General features: G+C 58.3%; 29 protein-coding genes. 27 read left to right on the forward strand and 2 right to left on the reverse strand.

Annotation, left to right across the window (positions count from 1 at the left end):
• The first annotated feature begins 358 nt into the window (after nt 1-358).
• From HEP89_RS16125 to HEP89_RS16140, 4 genes are all read left to right on the forward strand, one after another.
• Nucleotides 359-841 carry a hypothetical protein gene (locus HEP89_RS16125; RefSeq protein WP_168692498.1) on the forward strand — a complete coding sequence of 161 codons (483 nt, stop codon included), beginning with the start codon at nt 359-361 and terminating at the stop codon, nt 839-841.
• Nucleotides 813-2,393, forward strand: a complete 1,581-nt coding sequence (locus HEP89_RS16130; RefSeq protein ID WP_168692499.1) for a terminase — start codon at nt 813-815, stop codon at nt 2,391-2,393. Before HEP89_RS16125 ends, HEP89_RS16130 begins: the two co-directional genes overlap by 29 nt.
• A 44-nt stretch (nt 2,394-2,437) precedes the next feature.
• Nucleotides 2,438-2,869 (forward strand): hypothetical protein, encoded by a 432-nt coding sequence (locus HEP89_RS16135; RefSeq protein ID WP_077292323.1) that lies wholly within the window; start codon nt 2,438-2,440, stop codon nt 2,867-2,869.
• A 74-nt stretch (nt 2,870-2,943) separates the two neighbouring features.
• Nucleotides 2,944-3,561 (forward strand): hypothetical protein, encoded by a 618-nt coding sequence (locus HEP89_RS16140; RefSeq protein WP_062488037.1) that lies wholly within the window; start codon nt 2,944-2,946, stop codon nt 3,559-3,561.
• A gap of 14 nt (nt 3,562-3,575) precedes the next feature.
• On the opposite strand, the gene ftrA is transcribed toward HEP89_RS16140, so the two are convergent.
• The gene (gene ftrA, locus HEP89_RS16145; RefSeq protein ID WP_077292324.1) at nt 3,576-4,577 is read right to left on the reverse strand and encodes a transcriptional regulator FtrA; all 1,002 of its coding nucleotides are present in this window, start codon (nt 4,575-4,577) and stop codon (nt 3,576-3,578) included.
• Between the two features lie 79 nt (nt 4,578-4,656).
• On the opposite strand from ftrA, the gene HEP89_RS16150 reads away from it, so the two are divergent.
• The 8 genes from HEP89_RS16150 to HEP89_RS16180 all read left to right on the forward strand — a co-directional run bounded on the left by HEP89_RS16150 (nt 4,657) and on the right by HEP89_RS16180 (nt 8,841).
• Nucleotides 4,657-5,055 (forward strand): rhodanese-like domain-containing protein, encoded by a 399-nt coding sequence (locus tag HEP89_RS16150; protein WP_023000422.1) that lies wholly within the window; start codon nt 4,657-4,659, stop codon nt 5,053-5,055.
• A 226-nt stretch (nt 5,056-5,281) separates the two neighbouring features.
• Nucleotides 5,282-5,752, forward strand: coding sequence for a hypothetical protein (locus tag HEP89_RS16155; protein WP_168692500.1), 471 nt, complete (start codon nt 5,282-5,284; stop codon nt 5,750-5,752).
• The gene (locus HEP89_RS29870; RefSeq protein ID WP_286145751.1) at nt 5,752-5,877 is read left to right on the forward strand and encodes a hypothetical protein; all 126 of its coding nucleotides are present in this window, start codon (nt 5,752-5,754) and stop codon (nt 5,875-5,877) included. The genes HEP89_RS16155 and HEP89_RS29870 overlap by 1 nt, the downstream gene beginning before the upstream one ends.
• 22 nt (nt 5,878-5,899) lie before the next feature.
• Nucleotides 5,900-6,388 (forward strand): hypothetical protein, encoded by a 489-nt coding sequence (locus HEP89_RS16160; RefSeq protein WP_168692501.1) that lies wholly within the window; start codon nt 5,900-5,902, stop codon nt 6,386-6,388.
• A gap of 108 nt (nt 6,389-6,496) precedes the next feature.
• A complete protein-coding gene (locus HEP89_RS16165) occupies nt 6,497-6,967 on the forward strand; it encodes a hypothetical protein (RefSeq protein WP_168692502.1) in 471 nt (156 codons plus the stop codon).
• A 148-nt stretch (nt 6,968-7,115) separates the two neighbouring features.
• Nucleotides 7,116-7,586, forward strand: a complete 471-nt coding sequence (locus tag HEP89_RS16170; RefSeq protein WP_168692503.1) for a hypothetical protein — start codon at nt 7,116-7,118, stop codon at nt 7,584-7,586.
• A 148-nt stretch (nt 7,587-7,734) separates the two neighbouring features.
• The gene (locus HEP89_RS16175) at nt 7,735-8,235 is read left to right on the forward strand and encodes a hypothetical protein (RefSeq protein ID WP_168692504.1); all 501 of its coding nucleotides are present in this window, start codon (nt 7,735-7,737) and stop codon (nt 8,233-8,235) included.
• A 117-nt stretch (nt 8,236-8,352) separates the two neighbouring features.
• Nucleotides 8,353-8,841, forward strand: a complete 489-nt coding sequence (locus HEP89_RS16180) for a hypothetical protein (RefSeq protein WP_168692505.1) — start codon at nt 8,353-8,355, stop codon at nt 8,839-8,841.
• On the opposite strand, the gene HEP89_RS16185 is transcribed toward HEP89_RS16180, so the two are convergent.
• A complete protein-coding gene (locus HEP89_RS16185; protein WP_168692506.1) occupies nt 8,784-9,515 on the reverse strand; it encodes a hypothetical protein in 732 nt (243 codons plus the stop codon). The genes HEP89_RS16180 and HEP89_RS16185 overlap by 58 nt on opposite strands.
• Nucleotides 9,516-9,584: 69 nt before the next feature.
• On the opposite strand from HEP89_RS16185, the gene HEP89_RS16190 reads away from it, so the two are divergent.
• The 15 genes from HEP89_RS16190 to HEP89_RS16260 all read left to right on the forward strand — a co-directional run bounded on the left by HEP89_RS16190 (nt 9,585) and on the right by HEP89_RS16260 (nt 24,842).
• Entirely contained in the window at nt 9,585-11,072 is a 1,488-nt protein-coding gene (locus tag HEP89_RS16190; protein WP_168692507.1) for a hypothetical protein, read from the forward strand.
• Between the two features lie 326 nt (nt 11,073-11,398).
• A complete protein-coding gene (locus HEP89_RS16195) occupies nt 11,399-11,620 on the forward strand; it encodes a hypothetical protein (protein ID WP_006936041.1) in 222 nt (73 codons plus the stop codon).
• Nucleotides 11,620-13,323 (forward strand): portal protein, encoded by a 1,704-nt coding sequence (locus HEP89_RS16200; RefSeq protein ID WP_168692508.1) that lies wholly within the window; start codon nt 11,620-11,622, stop codon nt 13,321-13,323. The genes HEP89_RS16195 and HEP89_RS16200 overlap by 1 nt, the downstream gene beginning before the upstream one ends.
• Nucleotides 13,310-13,624, forward strand: coding sequence for a hypothetical protein (locus HEP89_RS16205; protein WP_055655554.1), 315 nt, complete (start codon nt 13,310-13,312; stop codon nt 13,622-13,624). Before HEP89_RS16200 ends, HEP89_RS16205 begins: the two co-directional genes overlap by 14 nt.
• A gap of 2 nt (nt 13,625-13,626) precedes the next feature.
• Complete coding sequence (locus tag HEP89_RS16210; RefSeq protein WP_168692509.1) at nt 13,627-14,538, forward strand: hypothetical protein; 912 nt, start codon at nt 13,627-13,629, stop codon at nt 14,536-14,538.
• Between the two features lie 472 nt (nt 14,539-15,010).
• Nucleotides 15,011-15,259: a hypothetical protein gene (locus HEP89_RS16215; RefSeq protein WP_062488062.1), complete on the forward strand. Its 249-nt coding sequence runs from the start codon at nt 15,011-15,013 to the stop codon at nt 15,257-15,259.
• Between the two features lie 91 nt (nt 15,260-15,350).
• Nucleotides 15,351-16,136 carry a hypothetical protein gene (locus HEP89_RS16220; RefSeq protein WP_168692510.1) on the forward strand — a complete coding sequence of 262 codons (786 nt, stop codon included), beginning with the start codon at nt 15,351-15,353 and terminating at the stop codon, nt 16,134-16,136.
• Between the two features lie 276 nt (nt 16,137-16,412).
• A complete protein-coding gene (locus HEP89_RS16225; protein ID WP_139314136.1) occupies nt 16,413-16,859 on the forward strand; it encodes a hypothetical protein in 447 nt (148 codons plus the stop codon).
• A gap of 14 nt (nt 16,860-16,873) precedes the next feature.
• Entirely contained in the window at nt 16,874-17,782 is a 909-nt protein-coding gene (locus HEP89_RS16230) for a hypothetical protein (protein ID WP_062488065.1), read from the forward strand.
• A 378-nt stretch (nt 17,783-18,160) separates the two neighbouring features.
• Nucleotides 18,161-19,198: a hypothetical protein gene (locus HEP89_RS16235; protein ID WP_139314137.1), complete on the forward strand. Its 1,038-nt coding sequence runs from the start codon at nt 18,161-18,163 to the stop codon at nt 19,196-19,198.
• Nucleotides 19,199-19,409: 211 nt separating this feature from the next.
• Nucleotides 19,410-19,748 carry a hypothetical protein gene (locus HEP89_RS16240; RefSeq protein WP_168692511.1) on the forward strand — a complete coding sequence of 113 codons (339 nt, stop codon included), beginning with the start codon at nt 19,410-19,412 and terminating at the stop codon, nt 19,746-19,748.
• 21 nt (nt 19,749-19,769) lie between these two features.
• A complete protein-coding gene (locus HEP89_RS16245; protein ID WP_168692512.1) occupies nt 19,770-20,357 on the forward strand; it encodes a hypothetical protein in 588 nt (195 codons plus the stop codon).
• Nucleotides 20,354-22,786 carry a hypothetical protein gene (locus tag HEP89_RS16250; protein WP_168692513.1) on the forward strand — a complete coding sequence of 811 codons (2,433 nt, stop codon included), beginning with the start codon at nt 20,354-20,356 and terminating at the stop codon, nt 22,784-22,786. Before HEP89_RS16245 ends, HEP89_RS16250 begins: the two co-directional genes overlap by 4 nt.
• Nucleotides 22,787-22,789: 3 nt before the next feature.
• The gene (locus tag HEP89_RS16255; RefSeq protein WP_152505973.1) at nt 22,790-23,290 is read left to right on the forward strand and encodes a hypothetical protein; all 501 of its coding nucleotides are present in this window, start codon (nt 22,790-22,792) and stop codon (nt 23,288-23,290) included.
• Nucleotides 23,250-24,842: a hypothetical protein gene (locus tag HEP89_RS16260; protein ID WP_168692514.1), complete on the forward strand. Its 1,593-nt coding sequence runs from the start codon at nt 23,250-23,252 to the stop codon at nt 24,840-24,842. The genes HEP89_RS16255 and HEP89_RS16260 overlap by 41 nt, the downstream gene beginning before the upstream one ends.
• Nucleotides 24,843-24,892: the final 50 nt, after the last annotated feature.

Here is a 24,892-nt window from a genome sequence, read left to right on the forward strand (position 1 = left end):
TGGGGCGGCAAGAGCCGAAAAAAATGATCCGATGCGCACAACGGAGGCAGTCACCAAGTTCCTGTTTGCAAGGGTGCTTTTGAAAAATGCGGTCTAAACAGTGGCTTCAGACATTAGGACGACGTGGACAGCTTCGACAAAACCGGGCAAAAAGGGGCTTCCTTATTTTACCGTGGATCAGTGTGCCCAAGAGGCCTGGTACCGGTTTTACGCTTCTTCCCAAAACCAAAGACAATTTCAGCAAGGCGCAGGCTTTTGCATCTGGTGCTTCGAGCGCCGGGGCCAAGGACCGGCGGTGGGGAAGCTGCGGACCGTGTCTTGAACTGACCTCCAGACGACTTGCAGGAAAGTGCGACCCATGACTTTGCCAGAAGGGGGCGGCAGCGCGCTGAAGTGGCCGACAGCCAGAGCGCGCCGGAAGGTGTGCGCGGAGTTTTGCGCGCATATTGCCGCCGGATATTCGATCGACAGTTTCCCGGACGCCGACCGCCGGACGATCCGCTATTACGCCGAACAGTTTCCCGAGGACTTTCCGCCCGCGAGGCTGGAAGAAGCCGCCCGGCGCGGCCTTCTGGAGTGGGAGCGGATCGGCAAGGACGGCGCCAGGGGAGAGCTGGCGAAATTCAACGCCAGTGCCTGGACCTTTGCCATGAAGAACCGTGCCGGCTGGCGGGACCGGACGGAGCCGGAAGCATGGCCGGTCTGGAGCGAGCCGGAAGACAGCCAGACACTCGAGACATTGAAACCGCGCAGCTCGGAGGAAATCGCTCTGGGCGTGATGGCATTGCTGACCGGAAAGGATATGCCAAAGGATGGCGACGGCCCTCGAAACGCTGATTGACCACATCGACCGGATGCCTGCGGACGAGCGGGTTGCCTTGCAGAAACAACTGGATGAGGCGGGGGTGCTGGACCAGTTTTCCGTATGGCGGCCTCAACCCGGACCGCAGACGGAAGGCTATTTCTCAAAAGCCGATCTGACGCTTTACGGCGGTGCGGCGGGCGGCGGCAAGACGGATCTGATTGCCGGACTGGCGCTGTTTGCCCACCACAAGGCAGCGATCTTCCGCCAGTCGCTCAAGTCCCTGAAGGGCTTGAGCGAACGCATGAACGCGCTGATGCGCCAGGCGGGCATGGGCAAGATTTCCGGCAATCCGCCAAGGTGGACTGGGCCCGACGAGCGGCTGATCGAATTTGGCCATCTGGGGCTGCCGGGGGCGGAAGAGGACTGGCAGGGGCGCGACCATGACCTGAAAGCCTTTGACGAGGGCGCGCAGATGGACCCGCGCAAGATCATCTTCGTGCTCGGTTGGCTGCGCTCGACGCGAAAGGGCCAGCGTTGCCGTGGTTTGATCGCTACCAATCCGCCGCTGGGCGGGCAGGGGGACTACCTGAGCGACTGGTTCGCGCCCTGGCTCGATCCGCTGCATCCGCTTTACGGCAAGGTGCAGCCGGGCGAGATCCTGTGGGCGGTTTTCATTGACGACGGCGATGCCATTCGCACGGTGTGGGTGGACGGGCCGGAGCCGGTGGAGATCGAAGGCGAAGTCCGCACCCCAAAGAGCCGGACCTTCATTCCCGCGAGGCGGCAGGACAACCGCTTTCTGGGAACGGACTACGATGCCCAGCTCGACCAGATGCCGGAGCCGATGCGCACGGCGCTGAAGACCGGAGACTTTCTGGCGGCCCGACAGGACCACGAGTGGCAGGTTATCCCGTCCGACTGGGTGGACCTTGCCTTCGAGCGATACGACCAGGGCATCGATCGGGACGAACCGATGACAGTGCTGGCGGTGGACGTTGCCCAGGGCGGGAAGGACCGGACGGTGCTGCAGCCGCTGCATGGCCGGCGCTTTGAAACCAACATCGTGCGCAAGGGCGCCGACACGAAGGATGGTGCGGATGTCGGTTCGCTGATCATCCGCGAGCGGCGCGACAATGCGATGATCGTGGTGGACTGCACGGGCGGCTGGGGCGGGGACACGGTTGGGTTCCTGAAGCGGGAAAACAACATTCCGGCGGAAAAATGCGTCTTCTCCGCCCAGTCGGGCGAGAGTGCGAAGGACAGCAGGATCCCGTTCTACAACTTGCGCGCCGAACTTTACTGGCGCTTGCGCGAGGCCTTGCACCCCAAGAGCGGGCTGGGGCTGGCAATCCGGCGGTCGGCGACGGTGAAGGCGCAGTTGACGGCGCATCGCTGGAAAATGCGAAACGGAAAAATCCTGATTGAGAGCAAGGAAGAGATCAAGGAACGGCTGGGCTCTTCCCCGGACGAGGCGGATGCGATTGTCGAGGCATTGGGATGGAAACAGAAAGCGGAGCTGAAGAAGGTTCTGAGAACCGGGGCCGAAAGCCGGATGGCGCCACTGGGCGACCCGCTGGACGGTTTCTGATCCGCGACCTTTGCCTGCGGGACGCCAGCTTCATCGCTGCCAACATGCGCGATCAGGACCTGCGCGAGATCGCCTGTCTGTGGAAGGAATGGGACACAAGGGCGCTGGCGGCCTGCGCGTTGCAGACGGCGGTGCCGGGCATGGTGTGGTCGCTCTGGTACGACGGCCAGCCGGCGGCGGCCTATGGCTTCAGCCGGGCGTCCGCCTTCGATCCGGACCACTGGCAGGCCTGGGCCTTCGGCACGGACCGATTCCACCGATGTGTGCCGGCGATCACACGGCACTTGCTGGATATCCGGCAGATTGTGGAACGGGATTGCCGGCGGCTGCAGGTGATTACGCTGGAAAATCATGACATTGCCCATGGCTGGATCGAGGCGCTGGGCGCAACACGGGAAGGGCGGCTGAGCGCCTATGGCCGGGGCGGCGAGGACTTTTATGTCTATGCCTGGGTAAGGGGGGACAAGCGGCCATGAGCGTTGTTCGAAACCGGGAAGGCTGGTAGCGTCCGGCCATTGCTATTTTGACGTTTTTATCTGGAGGCTCAGCCTTGTCTTCATCCAAGGACGATCTGCCTGTCGGGCAGATGACGAAACATTTCGCAGGCAATATCTCTCAACTGAATGCCATCGTTCTGTCCGACTATCGCAGGACCGAGGAAAACATCGGTTATCACAAGGGCCGCCTGGACCAGGGTTTCAAGCTGCTGGTCCTCAAGCACTTGCCGCTGCCGGAAGTGTTCGAGTTTCAGGGCACGACCTTGCGATCAGGCGGGCGGTATGGCCTGCCGGAGGAAACGCAGGAGGCGGACAGGCGGCGCGCAACCGTGCATGACGGCATTCTGGCGGACCGCGGCGCTGCGGGATACCGCGATCTGCAGACCCGCGCCCTGAGCCTTGCAACCGTGACCGGGCCGAAGCGGCTGGTGAAGGTCATGCCCACGATCCGGCATGACGAACATATGGCCCCTCGCGATCAATATCCGATGGGCGGCGGTTTTCTGCAGTGGGACCTGAAGAAGCCCGGCTTGCCGTTTTTCTGCGCGGCGCATTTTAAACCGGGCGGCACGGTAGTGACCGTGGACGGCATGTTTCAGGTGAACTCGGACAACTTTCTGGCCGATTATCCGCAGCGCGAGAAGCTGCAGAAGTATCTGCAGACAGTCTAGATTTCATACCACATTTAGACAGTGCGGGCAGCGAAGCGGATGCGGTAGTCGGTCGGGCGCAGGCCGAGTTTCTTGCGGAAGTGGTGGCGGAGCGCGTGGGCGCTGCCGAAGCCGACGCGGGCCGCGATCGTTTCCATGTCGTCGTCGCCCCGGCTGAGGATCTCCTTGGCGGCCTCCAGACGCTCTTGAACCAGCCACTCGCCCGGTGTCAGCCCCGTTGCTTCGGTGAAGCGGCGCTGGAAGGTGCGCGGGCTGAGGCGGCAGAGGGCTGCCATGGTTTCAATGGTCCAGGCCGTCTGCAGCGCCCGCCTGACCCGCTCCAGAACAGGTGCGATTTCGCTGCCCCCGCGATGAGCGACGGGGCGTTCCAGGAACTGAGCCTGGTCACCGGTGCGGTGGGCGGGAACGACGAGGCGGCGCGCAACGGAGTTGGCCTTGTCGGCCCCGTAATCCTGGCGGATGATCTCGATCATCAGATCGATGCCGGCGGCGCTGCCCGCAGACGTGTAGATCCGGTTTTCCTGACGATAGAGCGAGGCCTCGTCGACGGTGACGGCGGGACGCCGTTCGCGCAGCTTGTCCGCGTAGCGCCAATGGGTGGTGGCGGAGCGACCGTCGAGCAGACCGGTGGCTGCCAGTACGAACGCACCGGAACAGATGGACACGAGCCTCGCGCCCCGGCTGTGTGCCTCGCAAAGCCGTTCGGTAAGCGCTTGGGGAACCGGGCAATCCGCCCCTTTCCAGCCGGGCACCACGATGATGTCCGCCTCGGCTATGCGTTCCGGGCCATGGTCTGGCACGAGTGTCAGGCCGCCATGGGCGCGTAAGGGGCCTTCCTCGACCGGGCAACTGGCGAAGCGGTACCAGTCGGTGCCGAATTCGGGGCGGGCCAGACCGAATATCTCCGCGACGATACCGAACTCGAACGTGCAAAGCCCGTCGTAGAGAAGAGCGACAACAAGCGGGCCTTCCGGGGCGGAGGGGGCAGCGGTTTCAGGGACTGTGTCTTTTGTCATGATGTTTACGTATATAGTCAATCGCGCCAATTGCCAATCGGCGTTCAGACGGCGACAAACAGCGGGAAAGGAGACCTTCATGACCAACAATGTCACCGCTGTTCCGGCCGCGCCGAGCGATCTCGCCAGGGAACATTTTGCCGCTGAATTTACCTTCGAGGCCGATTGCTGGGATGTGCACGACGCCCTTCAGGGCGAGCCTGGCTTTGTGTTGCTGGATGTGCGCAGTCCGGCGCTGTTCGAAAAAGGCCATGTGCCTGGCGCGATCAACCTTCCCCACGGCAAGATCATCCGTTCCAAGATGGCCAGGTGGCCGGAGGAGACACTGTTCGTGACCTATTGCGCCGGCCCGCATTGCAACGGTGCCGCACGGGGGGCGTTGCGGCTTGCGGAATTGGGCCGCCCGGTGAAGATCATGGCAGGTGGCGTTACCGGCTGGATCGACGAAGGTTTTGAGCTGGCAACCGGTAATTCATGAGCTGAGCCGCAGCAAGAGCCCCTGCCTGCCTGACCCTGCCTGCGTTGGCCGGTCAGGCGGGGGCATTACCAGCAGCATCGGTCGAAGAGAAACGATAGCCAGGGCCGCGGCAAGGGAAGCCTTCAGGAAAGCTGCCCTCGAAAGGTTGCAAAAATCCAATGGATCAACCACAATCCCGACAGGAACAAAGAATGAACATTTTTTAGGGGCTTTGGACACAGGACCCATGGCGGATTTTGAAGACATTACCGGCTGGCGGGAAGAGCTGGCCGCATTTGAGAAGACGGAAGAAGGCAGGGCCTTCTTTGCCGGCAACAAGCGCTACGGTGGCCGCAAAGTTCCATATGAGAACGTCGTGCAGATGGTTGAACTGATCCGTGGTGATGAAGAGCTGCACGAGGCTTTGAAGAAGACACTCTGGTTTGCTCGATACGTCGAGGAACATGACCTTGAGGCCTATGACGAGCAGTATCAGGAGCTTCATCCTATTGACGCTTACGATACCATTATTTTCTTCGGACGTTGGTACCTGACGAAATCCCGGATTCACGCAGACAAAAGCAACCTACTGATCGCTGCAAATTTGGCGGATGACGTCGAGGCCGGGAATGTGACCGACCTCCGAACAGAGGAAGCGATGGATTTCACGAGGAAAAAATATTCTCCGTTCGTCTCCTTTCCGGGGGAGGAGACGTGATGGAGAAGGTTGTTGCGATAGATGCCAGTGAAATCAGCCCGATCATGAAAAACTTCGGGCTGGAAGGATTGATCGCCACCGCAAAACGGGCTGAAACAGCTTTGGAACAATTAGTGAACGTTTGAGAGGGATTTGGAAACAGGACCCATGGCTGATTTTGAAGATATTACCGGCTGGCGGGAAGAGCTGGCCGCATTTGAGAAAACGGAAGAAGGCAGGGCCTTTTTCGACAAATACAGTTCGTGGAGCCCAACAAGACCCCGGGCACCCAAATTGCCATATGAAACACTCCTCCATTTTGGCGGATTGCACCTCACGCACCCGGAAATTCTTGAGGTGATGAAGCGGTCGGAAGCTTGGCTCGATTATCTGAATGCCAATCCGGATTTTGGCCGGGATGATGAGGGGTTCGATGAGCTTTGCCCGTGGGCGGACAACGAAACCGTGTACGACTTCGAACGCTGGTATGCGATGAAAACGCAGATCCCCTATGACGGTAACCTCGATCCCGGCCGGCGCTTAGCCTACAAGGTTGCGACCGGAGAGCTTCCATCCCTGGCGGCTCCGGAGACCCGGGCTTACGCTGAAAAAGAGCATTCGACGGATATCGCCTTTTCAGACAAGGGGGCGAAATGAGAGAGAAGGTTATTTTTCCGGACGTAAGCAGACGCAGTGCTTCTGTCGTGTGCAAGAGTGTTTCGGAACAATTGATGAACATTTGGTATGGATTTGGACATAGGACCCATGGCGGATTTTGACGACATTACCGGCTGGCGGGAAGAGCTGGCCGCATTTGAGAAAACGGAAGAAGGCAGGGCCTTCTTTGCCGGCAACAAGCGCTACGGTGGCATCAAAGTTCCATATGAGAACGTCGTGCAGATGGTTGAACTGATCCGCGGGGATGAAGAGCTGCACGAGGCTTTACGGAAGAAAATCTGGTTTGCGGCCTATGCCGAAAAGCATGATCTGGAAGTTCACGATGATGAGTTTGTAGAGCTGAATCCGCTCGAGGCTCATGACACCATTATCGCATTTGAACGGTGGTACCTGATGAAAGCTCCGGTTCGCTTTGACAAAAGGGACATGATGGTTGCGACATGGCTGGCCATCGATTTGGAGGAGGGCAGGCTGACATCACTCAGAACTGAGCAGGCCCGAGACTTCATCAAGGAAAATTATCCGCTTTATGTCTCCTTTCCGGGGGAGGAGACGTGATGGAGAAGGTTGTTGCGATAGATGCCAGTGAAATCAGCCCGATCATGAAAAACTTCGGGCTGGAAGGATTGATCGCCACCGCAAAACGGGGCTGAAAGAGCTTTGGAACAATTGATGAACATTTGAGACGAGTTTGGAAACAGGACCCATGGCGGATTTTGAAGATTTGACCGGCTGGCGGGAAGAGCTGGCCGCATTTGAGAAAACGGAAGAAGGCAGGGCCTTCTTTGCCGGCAACAAGCGCTACCGCGGCCGCAAAGTTCCAATTGAGAATGTCGTGCAGATGGTTGAACTGATCCGCGGTGATGAAGAGCTGCACGAGGCATTACGGAAGAAAATCTGGTTTGCGGCCTATGCCGAAAAGCATGATCTGGAAGTTCACGATGATGAGTTTGTAGAGCTGAACCCGCTCGAGGCTCATGACACCATTATCGATTTCAGGAAATGGTACCTGATGAAAGCTCCGGTTCGCTTTGACAAAAGGGACATGATCGTTGTGACATGGCTGGCCATCGATTTGGAGGAGGGCAGGCTGGCATCACTCAGAACTGAACAGGCCCGAGACTTCATCAAGGAAAATTATGCGCGCTATATCTCCTTTCCGGGGGAGGAGACGTGATGGAGAAGATTGTTGCGATAGATGCCAGTGAAATCAGCCCGATCATGAAAAACTTCGGGCTGGAAGGATTGATCGCCACCGCAAAACGGGGCTGAAAGAACTTTGGAACAATTGATGAACATTTGAGACGAGTTTGGAAACAGGACCCATGGCTGATTTTGAAGACATTACCGGCTGGCGGGAAGAGCTGGCCGCATTTGAGAAGACGGAAGAAGGCAGGGCCTTCTTTGCCGGCAACAAGCGCTACGGTGGCCGCAAAGTTCCATATGAGAACGTCGTGCAGATGGTTGAACTGATCCGTGGTGATGAAGAGCTGCACGAGGCTTTGAAGAAGACACTCTGGTTTGCTCAATACGTCGAGGAACATGACCTTGAGGCCTATGACGAGCAGTATCAGGAGCTTCATCCTATTGACGCTTACGATACCATTATTTTCTTCGGACGTTGGTACCTGATGAAATCCCGGATTCAAGTAGACAATAACCGCATTTTTGTTGCCACTAGGCTGGCCATCGATCTTGAGGAGGGCAGGCTGACATCACTCAGAACTGAGCAGGCTCGAGACTTCATCAAGGAAAATTATACGCTTTATGTCTCCTTTCCAGGAGGGAGGCTTGATGGAGAAGATTGTTGCGATAGATGCCAATGAAATCAGCCCGATCATGAAAAACTTCGGGCTGGAAGGATTGATCGCCACCACAAAGCGGGGCTGAAAGAGCTTCGGAACAATTAGTGAACATTTGAGACGAGTTTGGAAACAGGACCCATGGCGGATTTTGACGACATTACCGGCTGGCGGGAAGAGCTGGCCGCATTTGAGAAAACGGAAGAAGGCAGGGCCTTTTTCGACAAATACAGTTCGTGGAGCCCAACAAGACCCCGGGCACCCAAATTGCCATATGAAATAATCCTCCATTTCGCAGAGTTATTCCTCAGGCATCCGGAAGTTCTTGAGGCGCTGAAGAAATCAGGTGCTTGGCGCGATTATCTGACTGCCAATCCGGATTTTGGCCGGGATGATGAGGGGTTTGATGAGCTTTGCCCGTGGGCGGACAACGAAACCGTGTACGACTTCGAACGCTGGTATGCGATGAAAACGCAGATCCCCTATGACGGTAACCTCGATCCCGGCCGGCGCCTAGCCTACAGGGTTGCGATCGGAGAGCTTCCATCCCTGGCGGCTCCGGAGACCCGGGCTTACGCTGAAAGAGAGCATTCGACGGATATCGCCTTTTCAGACAAGGGGGCGAAATGAAAGAGAAGGTTACTCTCCTTGATGCCTCCGAAATTCTGACATTTATCGGAAGAGTGGGATCTGGAGAGTACCCGGTTCAGGGTTTGAATGCGATCGCGAACCGGGGTGACAAGTTTTTCTTCAGCGGGGATTTTCAAGCCGAGCTGATAAAAGCCGAAGAGTGGGAAAGCCCTAGGGGAAAGATCCTTCAACGATGGCTGGACGAGAATGCTCACCGCATCGTGGAAATCGATCCGGTGGAGGGAATTGACCAGGAAACAGGCAAGCCAGAGGAAGAACTGTTCGATCCCGAAGGAAAGCGGCACGAGAGCGGCGGCGAAGTGGCCGATATGTCGATCCGCAAATTCATGTGGCGGAACAGGGACACATACGATTTTGAAGTGATCGGCAGAGACATAGGCCTGCTGGACAATAATTTTGGTGAAAACCACCCGCTGCACCAATTGAAATTCGACCGTTTGAGCACACGCTCGGCTCTGACTTGGCTGAGTGCCCATCCGGATGTGCCTTTTACAAAAGAAAAGTTCACCGCCCTTCGCAATCGGATATCTTCCGGTCGTTACGACCTTTCCGCAAAGCCGGGGAGGAGGGTAACGACGCATCCGCTTGAAAAACATACGTATGTTTTGCCGGACAACTTTGAACACGCCCAGGCGCTTAAGATAGGCAAACATGCGACGAATTTGTTCCGTCGAGGCGCGCCGGTTTTCGTTCTTGGTCTTGCAGCCGTTCCGGTTTTTTCAATGGTTCAGGCACGTGCGGACGAGCGGAACATACCGTTTGCGCAGGCGGCAAGAGAGCTGGGGCTGGAGTTTACAGAGGACGATCTGAAGTCCATGGCGGCGGAGGCGGGCCTCGACCTGGCCGTTTCGCTGACGCCTGTCGGGCCGTTGAAAAAGGCCTGGGACGTTCTGGGCAATCTGGACGACATTATCGCCTTGACCCAGCTTTATGGCGAAGCCTATCCGGACAACCTGGTGATCCGGAAAATGGCCGAAATTGCGACAACCGTGGAAGGTTCGGAGGCATTTGGGGCCTACGTTTATGGCCGGGACGCGCTGACAGGCGCGGTTGGCAGCGCAATCGACTGGGCGTTTGCCGGCAGCGAGGATGAGGAAGAGGCCTTGCAGGCGCTGCAGGGGATACAGAACGCGCTTGAGGCCGGCGGAGCCGTGGAGCAGGCCGCAAACCGCGGCGCAACACGCGAAGAATTGACTGACACCCTGACGAGAGACGCAGAGCTGCGCCGGGGACAGGTCAGGCAACTGTTGTCGGCGGCCCCGATGGCGGCGACCCCGGTGGCGGCGACAGATGCGCCGCTTACGGCACCGCGGCTGGAGGACGGCAGTCTTTCTTCTGAAACCATCCTGATGGATGGCGGGCAAGTGCCATTGGGCGAGAAGCCGGTTCTGCCAGGCTCTTCCGCCATTCTGGCCCCTGGTTTTGAGGAGGCGCGCCAAAACGGCGTGTCTGAGGGCAGCGTGTCTGGAGCCGGCGGAGTTGGGGCCGAAGTGGGCACCGGCAAGCTGGACGGCGTGAGTGCCACAACGGCGGCCGATGTTGCTGACGCCTCAGCCGGTTTGGCTGCATCTGCTGATCTGGCCCGAAAAAGTTCCTATGACCGATATCGGCAGATCGGCAGAACTGCTGCCGAAGAGGCGGAAGCGCTTGCGGATTACGAAAGGCTGTTCAGGCAAAGCTATGTCGAACTGGGCGGCCACAAGGAGGCTGCCAGGGACTATGCGATTTACCGGTTCAAGCAGATGTGGGGTCTTTCGGCCTTCGCGCCGGAGGCGGAAGGAACCGTATTGAAATATCCGGTCGAGACAGCCTATCCGGATCTTGAAAAAGACGGCCATGGTTACGTGCGCAAGGACGTTGAGGACCTGCTGAAAGCACAGGGTGTACGCGCCGCGAAATGGCATCTGATGCCAAATGACAAGACCGGCCGGGACAGGCAGCAGGCCCCGGCGGACGAGGACGGCTACGGCCCGCGCATGACATTGACCTATGACGACGAGACCGGACAGCGCCATTTGCTGACGGAAGACTTTCAGGCAAATGTCGGCCGGGCTCGGGACAGGGCGTGGCAGGCGCACATCCCAAACAACAGCAGGCGGGCCGCGCGGCAGGCCCCTGCCGCACCGGCTGGAAACATTCCGGCGGCGCTGGCTGCCGCAGCGCCCGGTAAAGCTGCGCCGCTGGATGGAGCTTCCACCGGGGCGCGGTGAAAAAACACCGCCCAGGGCGCACAACCGGGAAGCTTCAAAAAGCCTTTGAGTGGCAAGAGCATTTCCGGAAATGCGTGTCTGAACAACAGGTTCAGACATCTGGCCTTGCTGGACGCTTCGTCAAAACAAGGCTAAAACAGACCTCATACCGGTACTTTGGAAAATTGCGGCTTGGCCGGCAGGAACGCTTTGGCGCAGCCGGATACGTCCGTTCGATCTTTTTCCGGCCGCCTGCGCGGACCGGCCTTGGGGCGCTGCCGCCGTGCCGGTGGGCGGCGCCGATTACACGTTTTCAAGACATTGAGAGAAAGGGACCACCCATGTGCATGTTTGGTGGGGGAGGCTCCAAGCAGCCGGACCCGGAACCGACACCGCCGCCGCCGCGCGAACCCGACCCGCAGCGGCAGGCGCGCAACCTGCAGGAAAACGGGCGCCGGCGCCGGGCCGCCGCCTATAACACCCGGGCCACCAACCTGACCGGCCCGCTGGGCGTTGCCGATTACGGCAGTGCCTCGCGGCCCGGTGTCACACTTTTGGGGCGTGCGTGATGGGAGTTGTCGACGATCTGAAAACCGAGCTGCAATCGGCCCGGGCGGAACGCCAATGGGTGGAGGCGGACTGGCAGGACTATGTCACCTATACGGCGCCGGACATGGAGCGGGCCTTCAACCGGCCCGGCGGCGTGAGCGCCCGGGATGGCATGAGCGCCCTGCGCGGGTCTGCCGCACGGGACCGGTCGCGCAAGCTGTACGACCCGACCGCCGTCTGGCTGCTGGACAGGCTTGCTTCCGGCATCGGCTCGCTGACCATGCCCGAGGGGTTTCCCTGGCATGGGGTCGGCTTTGGCGATCCGTTTGCGCCGGCGCCCAGCCAGGCGGACGAGGAGTTTTTCGAACTGGTGCGCGATCACCTGTTCCGTGTGCGGTATTCGGGGCGTTCCGGCTTTGCGCTGGCCAACCGCTCGCGTCTGCTGTCCACCGTGAAACTGGGGACGGGTGTGCTGTTTCCGGTCGAAAACGAGGACAGCCTGGCCGATATCCGCACGCCGGTTCACTACCGCTATGTGCCGCTTTACGAGATTTACCTGGTCATCGATGCCCAGGGCAACGATTGCGGCTTCTTTCGGGTGCGCACGCTGAAGGCGTGGCAGGCGGTGAAGGAATATGCCGGCAAGGTGTCGCCCAAGGTGAAGGAAGACGCAGCCGACGCGAAGCGCAAGAACACGGACTACACTTTCGTGCATGCCTGCTTTGTGCGCGAAGGCGGTCACGCCCAGGCAACCGACACCAGGAAATCCCGGTTCGAGAGCATCCACTTCGAGGAAGACAGCGGGCATATCTGCCGGCGGGGCGGCTTCTTCGAATATCCGCTGGTGATCAGCCGGTGGGACCGGGACGGGTTGTCGCCCTATGGCTCGCCGCCGCAGGCAAAGCTGATGAGCGACATCAAGAGCCTGCAGAGCCTGGCACGGGACGGGCTGATTGCCAGTTCGCAGGCGGTGCGCCCGCCGATCGCCACCCATGCGCAGGAGCGCCAGCTTGACCTCAACCCCGGCCGGATCAACCCCGGGCTGATCGACGAACAGGGCCGGCCGCTGTTCCGGCCGATGATCGACACGGTGAACCCGGGCGCGGCGGATGCGCAGATCGAGACCATCCGCGAGAAGCTGCGGGTGGGGCTTTATGGCGACCTGTGGCAGACGCTGCTGGAAGGCAATGGCCGCACGGCAACGGAAGCCAATATCCGCCGCAAGGAAATGGCCGACATGATCGGGCCGTTCTCCACCAACATCATGGCCGGAAACGAGGCCTTGTTCGAACGTGAGATCGGCATTCTGGGACGAAGGGGCGCTTTTGCCCCCGGTTCGCCCCTTGCCCCGCCGCAAAGCGTGCTGGAGGGCGATGTGACCCTGACGCCGACGGCGCCCATCGACCAGATGCGCGAGGCCGGGCATTTCGAGGCGATCATGGGCTTCCAGGAGTATCTCGGCATTGCAGCGGGGGCCGATCCCTCCATTCTGGATCTGCACGACCGGGAAGCCGAATACGACCTGACCCGCCGCGCGTTGGGGCTGCCCGCCAAGCTGAAGCGGCGGCCGGAAGAGGTGGAGGCACTGCGGCAGGAACGGGCGGCCGAGCAGCAGCAACAGCAGCAGCTTGCGACCGGCGAAAGCATGGCGCGGATCGCCCGCGACGGGGCGCCGCTTCTGCAGGCCCTGGGCGGCGAGGGAGGGCTGGATGGTCTGGCGTAGCCTCAAACGAGCCGCCCGGCGGCGCCGGGAGCGGGCTGGAATGCTGGAACGGGCCTATCGGTCCGTTTTTTTGTGCCCGGACGGCGAAATCGTGCTGGCGGACCTGGCCGCCGAATGCGGCATCTACCAGGCGCCGCCGGTGAACCTGGAGCCGAGGGCGGGCGGTTATCTGGACGGGCGCAAGGCACTTTATGCCCGCATCCTGTCGATGATCCGCATTCCGCCGGAAGAGCACGCCGCGCTGCAGGAAGCCGCCCGGCTGGAAATGCTGCCCGAGTTCGAAACTGACGAGGAATATTGACGATGTACGACGCGATTGAGCCGGCAGCAGGACCGGAGGCCGGCGGGCACGACGGTTCTGGACACGATGGTATGGGGCATCACCCTTCGGAGGGGGGAGGTTTCATCGACGGCCTGAGCGATGCCGACCGGGACATGGCCGCCAGCTATGGCTGGCACGATACCGCCGGCATTCTGGAAGGCTATCACTCGCTGGAAGACAGACTGTCCGGGGCGCTTCAGGTTCCAGGCGAGGCGGCCGGCAGCGAGGAACAGGCGGCCTTTTATGCCGATGTTTCCAGCCGCTGGACGCCGAAGGACGGCTATCGCTTCAAGATGCCCGAGACGCTGCCGGAAAACTTTCCCTACGACCAGGCCTTTGCGCAGGAAGCCGGAGACTGGTTCAAGGAGGCGGGGCTTCACCCCGAGGCAGCGCAGAAGCTGCACGACCGGTGGGTGGGCAAGATGGCAGAGCAGTTTTCCGCCCAGGAGGAAGCGGCTTTTGACGCCGCGCAGAAACAGGGCCAGGCGGCCGAGGCTGCGCATCTTTCCCTGGTCAGGGAATATGGCGAACCGGACAGCGACGGCTATCAGAACGCCATTGCCAAGGCCGACCGGGCGCTGAGCACCCTGAAGACGGCCGGGGTGGACCTGACAGGATGGTTTGCGGAAAAAGGCGCCCTGACCACGGCTGGCAGCGACGGTTCGCAGCAGGTGACGGACCCCGTGGCGGTGAAGCTGCTCGCCTTCATCCACGACAGCGCCTTTGCGGAAGACGGCCTGAACGGTTTTGGCGCGGGTGGGGAGGGCGGCAACCCCTTCGAGACCGGCAATCCGGACCTCAGGCAGCAGTCGGACCTTCTGGAAAACAGCCCCTTGCGGGCACGGCAGATGATCGTCGCAGCGGGGCGGGATCCACGGTTGTTCGGGCTGTAACAAGCAGTCTTTTCAAGTTGCCGCGGCGGGGATGAGTGCAAATCGCGTTTGGTTCCGGTTTTCGATTGTTGATCTGGCAGATCATGTGCTTAACCCGAATGTCGGTACACGCGAAGAAAGCCAGTGGGGAGCGAAACCCTGTTAGTTGGTGAGTTCCTCGCACCTGGGAATGATCCACGGTTCGCTGGATGGATCAATATCTGTAGACCAGAAGGCTAGGTCGCCGGTTTCCAGTACTTCTGCGTGTACCTGATAAACACTGACATCGTCAGAGCCAGGCCATTTCTCGCGGCAGACAAAGGTTTTTCCCTCTAATTTTTGGCATCTCGCGCTGTGATAAGCGTGTTTTATCAAGAGTAGGTCGTCGATCATCGTGAAATCGTAAGGTATCCATTCTTCTGTGCAGAAATTTTCCTGCGCTTTTAATTCGTTCGCAGGAAGAACTACTAGTATATTTAAGGCGATAAACTTAATGAAAAATCTCGTCAACGAATTCACTCGCAATGTCTATATCGCAGCTAAAAACCTTGGGTTGCCTGATCCTCAGGCGCGCTTGGCGGCAACACAAGCATCACTTGAGACCGCATATGGCAAATCTGTCAAGATCGGTAATCCGGCCCACAGGCAACAATCGAATCTTCTGGAAAACAACCCTTTGCGGGTACCCCAGATGATCGTGTCCGCCGGTTTCGGAAGAGGTTTTCGTGCCAATTTCAATTAAGGGTTGATCAGGAACAAATAATGAACATATTCTGATTGTTCAGCGTCTCGATGCCTTTGTTCGAGAGCGATGATATATAAAGGGATCCGGAATGAAAATGAACACCTTTCGTTTTATCAAAGGCTTTGGGGCAATTCTGAAAGTATCGGGGGTTATTGCTCTGCCGTCGGTTTGCCTGGCCGCGGAGGGTGCAGTCATCCCGTGGGAACAGCAACCTGAAGTTCTTCGGTCTGAAATAGAGGGCTATGTCAATTCAAGCCTCGATCCCGCAATGTTCAAGGTGCAGGTCGCGGAGGATGTCCGTGTGGTCTATCTGGGCTTTTCGCCCGAGGAAATCGAACAGAATGCGGAGCAGTTTCCGGACATTCCAGGCCATGGCATCTCGCATCTGCCCTATGGACGGAACGAGTATTACAGCACTCCGGTGGATGCGTTGGATTACCAGCTTTCCAATACGATTACCGTGCTCAATCTCGATCTGGACAAGAAGCCGGGATCGGATGGTAGCAGTGGCGATAAGAGTACGGAATTGACTGAAATTCTTGCGCCACAAGGAGAATTCTTTCAATCGCTCGGGTTATCCATTTTTGATTTGATGAGGCTCAAGGATGGTCGGGGCACTCTCGTTGAGTTCGGCCCGCCAATGTCAGTGTTCGACGATTTCGAGTTTTCCTATCGGGACAAGATTCTAGAAACGCCTTGCACATCGGTTTTTGAGTTTGCAGGAACTGACGACGGTACACAGGAAAACACCATGGTTGTTTATTCCGGCGCCGAACCCGGCTCTGCCGAGCAGCTTCAGTGCCTGGAGATGCAGGCTCTGGTTTTCATGGGGCCTGCGAGCCTACCACTTTCCACAGCGCTCGAAGAGAGATGAAACTCGCTGGCAGGTGTCGGTTTACTGCGCATTTCCATAAACCTGCACAAGCTGACACCTGCCTGCAAAGTCGTGCTGTGCCATGAGCAATCGTGCCAACTGATGCCAGCAATCCGTCTGTGGAGCAGGTCAGACACCCCGGCAGAAAAATCTGGCGATCTTTTCAGTCTCCGGTGCGAAGGCCTGGTTCTCTAACCGGATGCAATTAAAGGTTTTTTTGGAACATATCATGAGCAATATGCCGGTATCAAAAGATCAAAATCGGAGAGTTCGATTGTGAAACTATCAAGACTATCGGGCATTTTGTTGGGCCTGTTTCTCGTTGCCTGCGCGTCAGATGAAGAGAGAAATTTATCAGGTGCAAACGGGAAAACGGTGGTTTCGGCCTGTGATCCCGGACCGATTTTCGAACGGCTTGAGAAAGAAATGAAAACCGGTCTTGCTGGCGCGGATCAGGAGAGGATTTCTCGCGTATACAACGAATATTTTCGAATAGTGAGAATTTGCGACAAAACTCAAGATATGACTTATGTCGTGAAGCAAGAATATGCCGACAAAAGAACCGCCGCATTTCTCGGTTTTCCACCGCCTCCCCCGTATATTTATACGCAAAAAAAATCCCGAAAAGGTGAGCTTTGCCTCAGTCGGGAGGGCTCGGAAAGTTCGTTGATTTCCGCACCGAAATGGTATTGCGAAAAGGGCGGTTGGTCTGACAACATTTAGATAAGGGCCAAGTAATGGATAATCACGGACAGCAAACGATACGTATCGGTGAGTACAAGCTGTTTGGAGTTGCCTCACATATTGTCATCACAGCTCATGATGAAACCGGCAAGCAGATCTGGGAAGTCAACGGACTTTCACATGACAGGCAAAATAATATAATTCCAATAGGAAAACCCTGGGACGGAAGCGATACGATCAAAGGTCACTTGGATAATTTTTCAAGGATGGGGCATCTCGTCGACAACCAGACAACAATTATCGCGGGGACGCCGGCTGAAATCGAGGCATACAGGATAAGAGCTCGCAGGGCTATTGATCGGATCAATGCTCAAAACCTTGATTACAGAATCGACAACCAAAATAGCAACAGCGTGGCGGGGACGGTCCTGAAGTCTTTCGGGATTTCGCCACAGGAATTGCTGAATTCAACAAGGCATCAATTTGAAAAACCAGTCCCAGGCTTTACCGAAGATCTGATCGGCAACAAAGATGTCTTACCTGCAGGATCGGCGCAGTCAGATCCTGAATTGGATGGTCAGTCGGCGCATGGCAACAGATTACGAAACCATGTTTCTGCTCCGTTTCCGATGCCGAGACCTCATTTGGCAGCGGATGACAACCGTTCGAGGGATAGTCAGCCCGCGTTGCGTGGCGAAAGTGATATTCCGCCGCCATCCTTGAGCGAACCGAAGAGCGGTGAGGCTTTTGAGAACGGTCCCATTCCGAGCGCCAAACCGAGTAGAGCTCGCTCTATGCTCCAGCCTGATAATCTGAAGAATGCAAATCCATTCGACGTGAGAAAACCCGACCTCAAACAGCAGGCCTTCCTTTTGGACCATCAGCCGACGAAGGCGAAGCAGCTTATCCTTTCTGCTGGACGAAACCCGGAGTTGTTCGGGTTCAAGGGTGTTGTCGTTTAACTGAACGACTCCTCGAATTTACGTGGTCCGATGCATTACCTCACAAATCGGATCCATCAGACGCCAGATCCTTGCTCACTTGCGAAGTCCTTTGTGCGCTTTGCCGTCAAAGCAACGCAGGCCTGTGACTGTCATCGCGATATTGCCACCTCGGCTGAGCGATCTTACCCGCTTTGAGCGATTTCTGCCCCGTTAATCGAGGAAACGGAAGTCCTCCAAAACTGCGTATTTCTTTTTTCAACCGGAACGTTGCTTCAGCTACTTCAAAATTGGAAGGGGCGACTTTTTGGCAAATTGCCTGCGGCCATGGCGAGGAAACGTGCGTCATCGACAGCAGTCCGTTAGAGCCGGAAAATTGTCAAAATCAAAGGAAATTCAATGACATCTCAAATTTCAGACATCGTCGTCCCGCGTGTGTTCACCCCCTATATGGCGGAGAACAAGCCGGCCAAGCTGATCATGCTGGAAAAATCCGGCATTCTGGCCGGTCCGGCACCGGAAATCGGCAAGCGCTTCAAGGCCGGTGGCAACCAGATTGAAGTGCCGTACTGGGAAGACCTCGATGATGCCGAGCCGACGGTGATCGATGACAGTGATAACAAGATCGGTGTCAGCAAGATCACCGCCAGCGACATGAAGGCCTACAAGCACCGCCTGGCCAAGAAATACGGTGCCAAGACGGTGGCAAGCTATGCCGCAACGGGCCGGGGCGACAGCGCCATGAACCGGGTGGCGGAGCGGATCAGCGCTTACTGGGGACGCCGCAAGGAAGAGCGCATCATTGCGACGGCTGAAGGCGTGATCGCCGACAATGTCGCCAATGACAGCGGCGACATGGTCTATTCCATCTATTCCGATGTCGGTTCGCCGACGGCTGCCAACCGCATCAGCTATCAGGCGATCAACCGTGCGCGCCTGACCATGGGTGAAAACCTGGACGACCTGCGCGTGATCGCCATGCACAGCTTCGTTTACGGCACGCTTCTGGACGACGAAAAGATCGAGTTCAAGAAACCGTCCGAAGCGCCGTTCGAGGTGCCCTACTACGCCGGGATGATGGTGGTGCATTCGGAAATGATGCCGGTGACGGCCGGGGCCAATTCGGACGAATACTCCTGCTTCCTGTTTGCACCGGGCGCTTTCATGCATATCGACGAAGTGCCGAGCCGCTCGACGATCTACGGCAACGAAGGCACCGAAATCACTCGTGATCCGGACATTGGCGACGGCGGCGGTGCCGACTATCTGACCACCCGCCGTTTCGAGCTGATCCATCCGGCCGGAATGGATTTCACGGCGTCTTCTCTTGCCAAATCCCAGGGAGCGAGCCTGGCCGAACTGCGCAACGCGGCCAACTGGGACCGGAAATACAACCGCAAGAACGTGAAGCTGGCCTGCCTGAAGGTGAACATCTGACAGCGTACCCAGCGGGCAGTCTGGAGGCGAGCGACCGCAGACATCCACCCCTACGTTTTTGGACCGATCGACGTTTCTGCCCGTAGCCTTTCCTGCGGGCTTTTTGTTTGGTCGGTTCGACCCCTCATGGGCCTGATCAAGTCAGGGCCTGCCAAACTTCTTCGGGCGGCGTTTGCCGCCCTTTTTCATTTTCTCGAAAAAGAGGCCAGACATGGACGAGATCATCATACGCCGCTTGCGGCATCTCCAGCGCCTGGAAGAACAACACGAAGCCGATTTTCTGGCCCGGTGCGCCCCACCCAAAACCGAGGCCGAAAAGCGGCAGGAACACCTGGCGGATGCGCTGGCCGCGGACTGGAACCGCAAGCAAAGGGCAGCAAGGCAGCCACAGGCCGAAAAGCCGCTGCCCAAAGGCTGGCGCAAGGAGCACTGGAAGACCCAGCAGGCCATGGCCGCGGATTATGCCGGCGTAAAAGCCGCCAACAAATACGAGGCTGTTCAGGCGCTTGCTGCCTATGAGGCCAAAGCCGGCGACCTTGCCGCCGCCTGACCCTTTCAAGGAAACTATTTCATGTCGGGAACCGTCAACACAGCCGTTGAGATGGCGAACCTTGCGCTTGCGCATCTGAAGGAAGCGCCCATCCGCGACTTCGATTTTTCCTCCGTCGCGTCGCGCTGGTTCAGGAACCATTATGCAGCGCACCGGGATGCCTATTTGGCCATGCACGACTGGGACTTTGCCATTGAGCTGGTGAACCTGCCTGCGGAAACCGAAAAACCGCCGTTTCGCTGGGCCTACCAGTACAAGCTGCCGGCCGGCACGCTTCGCATTCCGCAGCAGAGTGTTGGCGGATCGCCGGGAGGGACGATCATTCCCTTCGAAGTGGTGGGCCAGCGCATCATGTCGGATCATCCGCCGCCGTTTCCGCTCCGCCATGTGCACCGGGTGGTGCGGGAGGCCGAATTCGCGCCGCTGTTCGTGAACGGGTTCGCCCTGTTTCTGGCGGCAGGCTGCGCCCATTCGATCACCGGAAAGAACAGCCGTGCGGAAGCCTTGCGCCAGGCGGCGCGGGAAGCCTTCGACCAGGCCGGAACATCCGACGCCCTGCAGGGCACGCCGCTGCCCATGATTGACCTGGATATCATTGCAAACAGATGAGCTATCACCTTCAAGCCACGTTCAGCCGGGGCGAACTCGACCCGGAGCTGATCTATCGTTCGGACCTGGAACTGTTCCGGTCCTCCCTGGCCGAATGCCGGAATTTTCTGACACTGAAACGCGGCGGCCTGCGCCGTCGCGGCGGCACCAAATTCATTGCGGAACTCAAGGACAGCAGTCGGCAAGGCTGGTTGATCCCGTTCGAGTTCGGAAACGGTCAATATTACATGCTTGAGTTCGGCGACCACATGTTTCGAATATTCACCAGCGAGGGGCGGGTCGGCACCGTGGAGGTTGCGACACCCTATTCCTCCGAGGTTTTGCCACGGCTGAAATTCGTACAGTCGACCGACACGCTGTTCATCGCTGGTGGCGGCGTTGCCCCGCAGGCGCTCAAGCGGTTGTCGGAACTTTCCTGGGCGATCGAACCGATGTCGTTCAGGGACGGGCCCTATCTGGATGTCAATATCTCGCCGACGAACCTGAAACCGGCCGGCACGGGCAATGCTGGTCCGAAAATGACATCGAACACAGCCCCGAGCGGAGTGGTGTCTGCCTCCAACGGCAGCGCTTCGGCGTGGCAGGTTTTCAACCGGTCGGAAGGCAAGACAGTGCTTTCATCCGGGGCAACGGGTTGGGTGCAATACCAGTTCCCCGGCAGTGTCGTGATCGACGCCTACATGCTGCAGGCGCCGAACGACAACAGCCAGAATGACGACATGCCCTGGCAGTGGAACATCGAGGCGTCGAACAACGGCTCAGACTGGACAATTCTGGATACGCAGGACGGTCAGGATACCTGGGCCTCCAACGAATGGCGGGAATATGATTTTCACAACGAAACCGCCTTTACCCATTACCGGCTGAGCTTCACGCAAGGCGGCGGATCTGCTTCGGACAATTCTGCCATCGGGCAACTGGTGTTTCACCAGGCCGGCAACGACCAGAGCCCGTTCACGCTGACGGCTTCAGGGACAGTTGGCATCAATGGCGGTGCCGGCTTTCAGGCGTCTGACGTGGGGCGGCATATCCGGTTTCGAGGGTCGGACGGGTTCTGGCGCTGGTTCCGGATCCACAGCCGCCAGTCGGCAACCTCGGTCAAGGTGCAGCTTTTCGGCCAGGCACTGCAGGACACCAAGGCACAAAGTATCTGGCGGCTGGGGGCATGGTCCGGCACGACGGGATGGCCGGAAACAATCGGCTGGCACAAGAACCGTCTCGCCTTCGCGGGCACCAGCGAGGAACCACAGAAGATATGGGAAAGCCAGACGGAGGACTTCACCAACTTTTCCGTTTCCCATGTTCTGAAGGCATCCGACGCGGTGACCGCGGGCATTCTTTCCGGACAGGTGAACCGCATCCAGTGGCTGGTCGACGATAACGACCTGATTGTCGGCACGACGCGGGCGGTGCGTGCCGTCGGCAAGGCGACCGATCAGGACCCTTACGGGCCGGAGAATGTCGACCAGAAGCCTGAGACGAATTTCGGAGCCAATGATGTCAGCCCGATCAAGGTGGGATCGGTGCTGATCTACTACGGCCCATATGGAACCGACATGCGCGAAATGGCTTATGACTTCGGCTCAGATGGCCGGGTGTCTCAGGCGGTGAGCGAGGTGCAGTCGCATCTGTTTCAAAGCGGTATTTCCGGGGCCTGCTACCAGCAATATCCCGATAGCGTCATCTGGCAGTGGGACCAGAAAGGCCGTGGGATCGGTTTCACCTATGAACGCCAGCAGCAGGTCTATGGCATGCAGCGCCACGATTTCGGTGGTGTGGTGGAATGTATGGCGGACCTTTCGGGCGCTGGAGCGGACACCGTCTGGATGATCGTGAAACGGACCATCGAAGGACAGACAAGGCGGTACATCGAAATCATGCAGCGGCCGTTTCCAGGTGGATTGATCGAGGATGCATGGCATCTCGATTGTGGCGCGCGCTACGAAGGCCTGCCGGCAAACTCGGTCTCGGGACTTCAGCATCTGGAAGGCGAAGAAGTGATCCTTTATGCCGATGGAACCGACTATCCGGCAACTGTGACCGCCGGAGAAGCGAGCCTGCCGAATGGCCAGACAGCGGAAAAGATCCTGGTTGGGCTGAATGTTTCGGCGAGGGCGAAGACCTTGCCGTTTCCCGTTAATGCGCAGGATGGTTCGGCCATGGGCCGCAAGATGCGCGTGGACAATTGCAGCATCGCGGTTCTGAACACCGGAACCCTGAAGGCCGGGTCAGACGAAACCTTTCTGGACGAGCTGATCTACTACCGTGCGGGTGACACCGCCGGAGAGCCGGCGCCCTTGCGCACTGGCGTGCTCGACCAGCCAATCGAAACGCGATGGGAAGACGGGGGGCAGCTTACGCTGGCAGCCAGCGGCGGCAAACCCTGCACCATCCTGGCCGTCAATTTCGGCCGAGACGCGGAGCCTTAATTCATGTGTCACCCAGCAATATTGGCTGCGGTCTCCGTTGCGGGATCGCTGGCCGGCGGCGCCGTGCAAGCGCAGGGCGCGCGCCAGCAGGCAGATGCCCAGGCAAAGGCGGAAGAGCGCCGTGCAGAACTGGCCGACCGCCAGAAGGCGGTCAACCAGACCCAGGCTTCTTTTGAGCGAAAACGAACCCTGGACAAATACGAAAGGGCACTCGGCTTCAACCGGGCTGCCGGAGCCGAACGCGGGCTATCGCAAACCGGTTCGCTGACTGACGTCGCGGACGACAATGCCTTTGAAGCGGCACAAAGCATCGAGGCAATTCGGTATGGCGCGGAAGGCAAGCGGGACAATCTGACCTTCGAGGCGAAAACGGCCCGGGAGCGGGCACATTCGAGCCGCCGCGCGGGGCGTATCAGCGCCACCGGTGCCATGCTGGGTGGTGTTACCCAGGCTTTCACGACGCTTGGCAATGCCGCCTACAACGGCGCTTTCAAATTCAGGTGACAAAACGGTACTGACAATGGCGAGATTGCAGAAATTCAATGGTGCCGACAGCCTTCCGGGCGTTGGCAGTCCGCAAGTTGTCGCTGACACCGAGGTTGGAGAAGCTGCGGCAGGACTGGGACAACAAATCCGCCGTTCGGCAGGGGCTTTCGGTGATCTTGCCGAGACCGCTGCTCAAAGACGAAGGCGAATTGAGGACTTTCAAGTTCAAATGGCTCAACGGGAATTTGACGCCAGGTTGAAGGAAAGGGCTGCGGAGGAACAGCGGCAAGCGCAACCAGGCGGCTTCGGCTTCACCGAGGCCATGATGGCTCATCTTGAAAAGTCTAGAGAGCAGGCGCTCAAGGAACTGCCTGCAGGTTCAAGAGATGCGTTCAACCGCCACGTGGAGGCGCAGCGCGACCGCTATATCAACGGCTTTGCTGCAATTGAGGCGGGGGAAAACGAACGCTATTTCCAGCAGGGTTTGGAAGAAGAAGGCATCCGGCTCGCATCAGAGGTGCGCGAGAACCCGGATGGTCTCGAAGAAGCATTCGAACAGGCAAGAACGTTGCTATCGGCTGCTCCCTTGCCAACCGAAGGCAAAAAGGCAGCCTATGCGAAAATAAGCGAGACACTGGCAGAGGCGTGGGCTGAGACAAGACGGCTTGAAGAACTGCTACCAGCAATCGGTGACGAACTTGCAAGGCGAGAGTTTGCAGGACCGGAAGGTTTAGGAAATGAGCTCGACCAGGTGGGTGAGGCCGTCAATGGCCCCGACGGGCGGGAGGCGTTTGCGGACGAAAGCCAGGTTCTGGCAGAGCGGCTGAAACTGCTGCCCGGTGAAACACTGGGCCGAATGCAGGTAAATGCCGTTAAAAGCAGAGCGGCGATTGCTGCTGGGGAAGTTGGCAAGATCGAACGCCGCATCGAGGCGAGTTTTGGCCAGTTTGACAAATCCGAGATCGAAGCAAACGGCTTGCTCGACCCAAGGCAGAAAACACGACTGATCGGCCAGCTTGAAGTCGCAAAAAAGGAGCATATCGCGAACATTGAATCTGCGAACTGGCTCTTGTCTTCTGAAGAAGGGGATCGGGGACCGCAGCGCCAGAAGAACGCGGACCGGGCGTTCACCTTTCTGGAAAATGGCGAAATCGACCGGGACACACTTGCACTCAAGATTGTGGAAACGAAGGGCGTTGTTCCGGAGAGTTATGCCGCCGCCTTGAGCAAGGGAACTCGGAGCAACGAACCCGAGGTCATTTTACGAGCGTACGAAAACCTCGCAAAGGTTCTGGCGTTGGCACCGCAGTCGGCTGTGTTGGCAAAAAGAGAACGCAATCTTGTCGACAGGTTTGAAAAGTGGACCCTTTTGACAAAAGGCTATGGGCTGAGTCCGGAGGAAGCCGCGGAGACGCTGGCGAAAGGCAATGATTCTGGTTCTGCGCACAATCTGGAGGAGGCTTTTGACCGGCAGTTTCCTGATTGGGAAGGGAAAGACCTCGGCAGCCAGACCTTGAAAGAGTTGCTGACACCTGCAGATACAAGATTTCCAGAAGGATCTGGCGGATAAACGCAACAGGTTCAATCCGGCGAGAGCCTTTTCGAGCTGCCAATGTGACC

This window comes from Labrenzia sp. 5N (assembly GCF_012395805.1).
GTDB lineage: Bacteria > Pseudomonadota > Alphaproteobacteria > Rhizobiales > Stappiaceae > Roseibium > Roseibium algicola.

Coding starts and splice junctions, on each gene's coding strand:
- HEP89_RS16190 (WP_168692507.1), top strand. CDS start 9,585: ATGGTTCAGGCACGTGCGGACGAGCGGAACATACCGTTTGCGCAGGCG.
- HEP89_RS16195 (WP_006936041.1), top strand. CDS start 11,399: ATGTTTGGTGGGGGAGGCTCCAAGCAGCCGGACCCGGAACCGACACCG.
- HEP89_RS16180 (WP_168692505.1), top strand. CDS start 8,353: ATGGCGGATTTTGACGACATTACCGGCTGGCGGGAAGAGCTGGCCGCA.
- HEP89_RS16130 (WP_168692499.1), top strand. CDS start 813: ATGGCGACGGCCCTCGAAACGCTGATTGACCACATCGACCGGATGCCT.
- HEP89_RS16215 (WP_062488062.1), top strand. CDS start 15,011: ATGAAAAATCTCGTCAACGAATTCACTCGCAATGTCTATATCGCAGCT.
- HEP89_RS16125 (WP_168692498.1), top strand. CDS start 359: ATGACTTTGCCAGAAGGGGGCGGCAGCGCGCTGAAGTGGCCGACAGCC.
- HEP89_RS16200 (WP_168692508.1), top strand. CDS start 11,620: ATGGGAGTTGTCGACGATCTGAAAACCGAGCTGCAATCGGCCCGGGCG.
- HEP89_RS16155 (WP_168692500.1), top strand. CDS start 5,282: ATGGCGGATTTTGAAGACATTACCGGCTGGCGGGAAGAGCTGGCCGCA.
- HEP89_RS16175 (WP_168692504.1), top strand. CDS start 7,735: ATGGCTGATTTTGAAGACATTACCGGCTGGCGGGAAGAGCTGGCCGCA.
- HEP89_RS16240 (WP_168692511.1), top strand. CDS start 19,410: ATGGACGAGATCATCATACGCCGCTTGCGGCATCTCCAGCGCCTGGAA.
- HEP89_RS16205 (WP_055655554.1), top strand. CDS start 13,310: ATGGTCTGGCGTAGCCTCAAACGAGCCGCCCGGCGGCGCCGGGAGCGG.
- HEP89_RS16245 (WP_168692512.1), top strand. CDS start 19,770: ATGTCGGGAACCGTCAACACAGCCGTTGAGATGGCGAACCTTGCGCTT.
- HEP89_RS16235 (WP_139314137.1), top strand. CDS start 18,161: ATGACATCTCAAATTTCAGACATCGTCGTCCCGCGTGTGTTCACCCCC.
- HEP89_RS16230 (WP_062488065.1), top strand. CDS start 16,874: ATGGATAATCACGGACAGCAAACGATACGTATCGGTGAGTACAAGCTG.
- HEP89_RS16255 (WP_152505973.1), top strand. CDS start 22,790: ATGTGTCACCCAGCAATATTGGCTGCGGTCTCCGTTGCGGGATCGCTG.
- HEP89_RS16210 (WP_168692509.1), top strand. CDS start 13,627: ATGTACGACGCGATTGAGCCGGCAGCAGGACCGGAGGCCGGCGGGCAC.
- HEP89_RS16220 (WP_168692510.1), top strand. CDS start 15,351: ATGAAAATGAACACCTTTCGTTTTATCAAAGGCTTTGGGGCAATTCTG.
- HEP89_RS16185 (WP_168692506.1), bottom strand. CDS start 9,515: ATGTTTGCCTATCTTAAGCGCCTGGGCGTGTTCAAAGTTGTCCGGCAA.
- ftrA (WP_077292324.1), bottom strand. CDS start 4,577: ATGACAAAAGACACAGTCCCTGAAACCGCTGCCCCCTCCGCCCCGGAA.
- HEP89_RS16135 (WP_077292323.1), top strand. CDS start 2,438: ATGCGCGATCAGGACCTGCGCGAGATCGCCTGTCTGTGGAAGGAATGG.
- HEP89_RS16150 (WP_023000422.1), top strand. CDS start 4,657: ATGACCAACAATGTCACCGCTGTTCCGGCCGCGCCGAGCGATCTCGCC.
- HEP89_RS16160 (WP_168692501.1), top strand. CDS start 5,900: ATGGCTGATTTTGAAGATATTACCGGCTGGCGGGAAGAGCTGGCCGCA.
- HEP89_RS29870 (WP_286145751.1), top strand. CDS start 5,752: ATGGAGAAGGTTGTTGCGATAGATGCCAGTGAAATCAGCCCGATCATG.
- HEP89_RS16250 (WP_168692513.1), top strand. CDS start 20,354: ATGAGCTATCACCTTCAAGCCACGTTCAGCCGGGGCGAACTCGACCCG.
- HEP89_RS16165 (WP_168692502.1), top strand. CDS start 6,497: ATGGCGGATTTTGACGACATTACCGGCTGGCGGGAAGAGCTGGCCGCA.
- HEP89_RS16170 (WP_168692503.1), top strand. CDS start 7,116: ATGGCGGATTTTGAAGATTTGACCGGCTGGCGGGAAGAGCTGGCCGCA.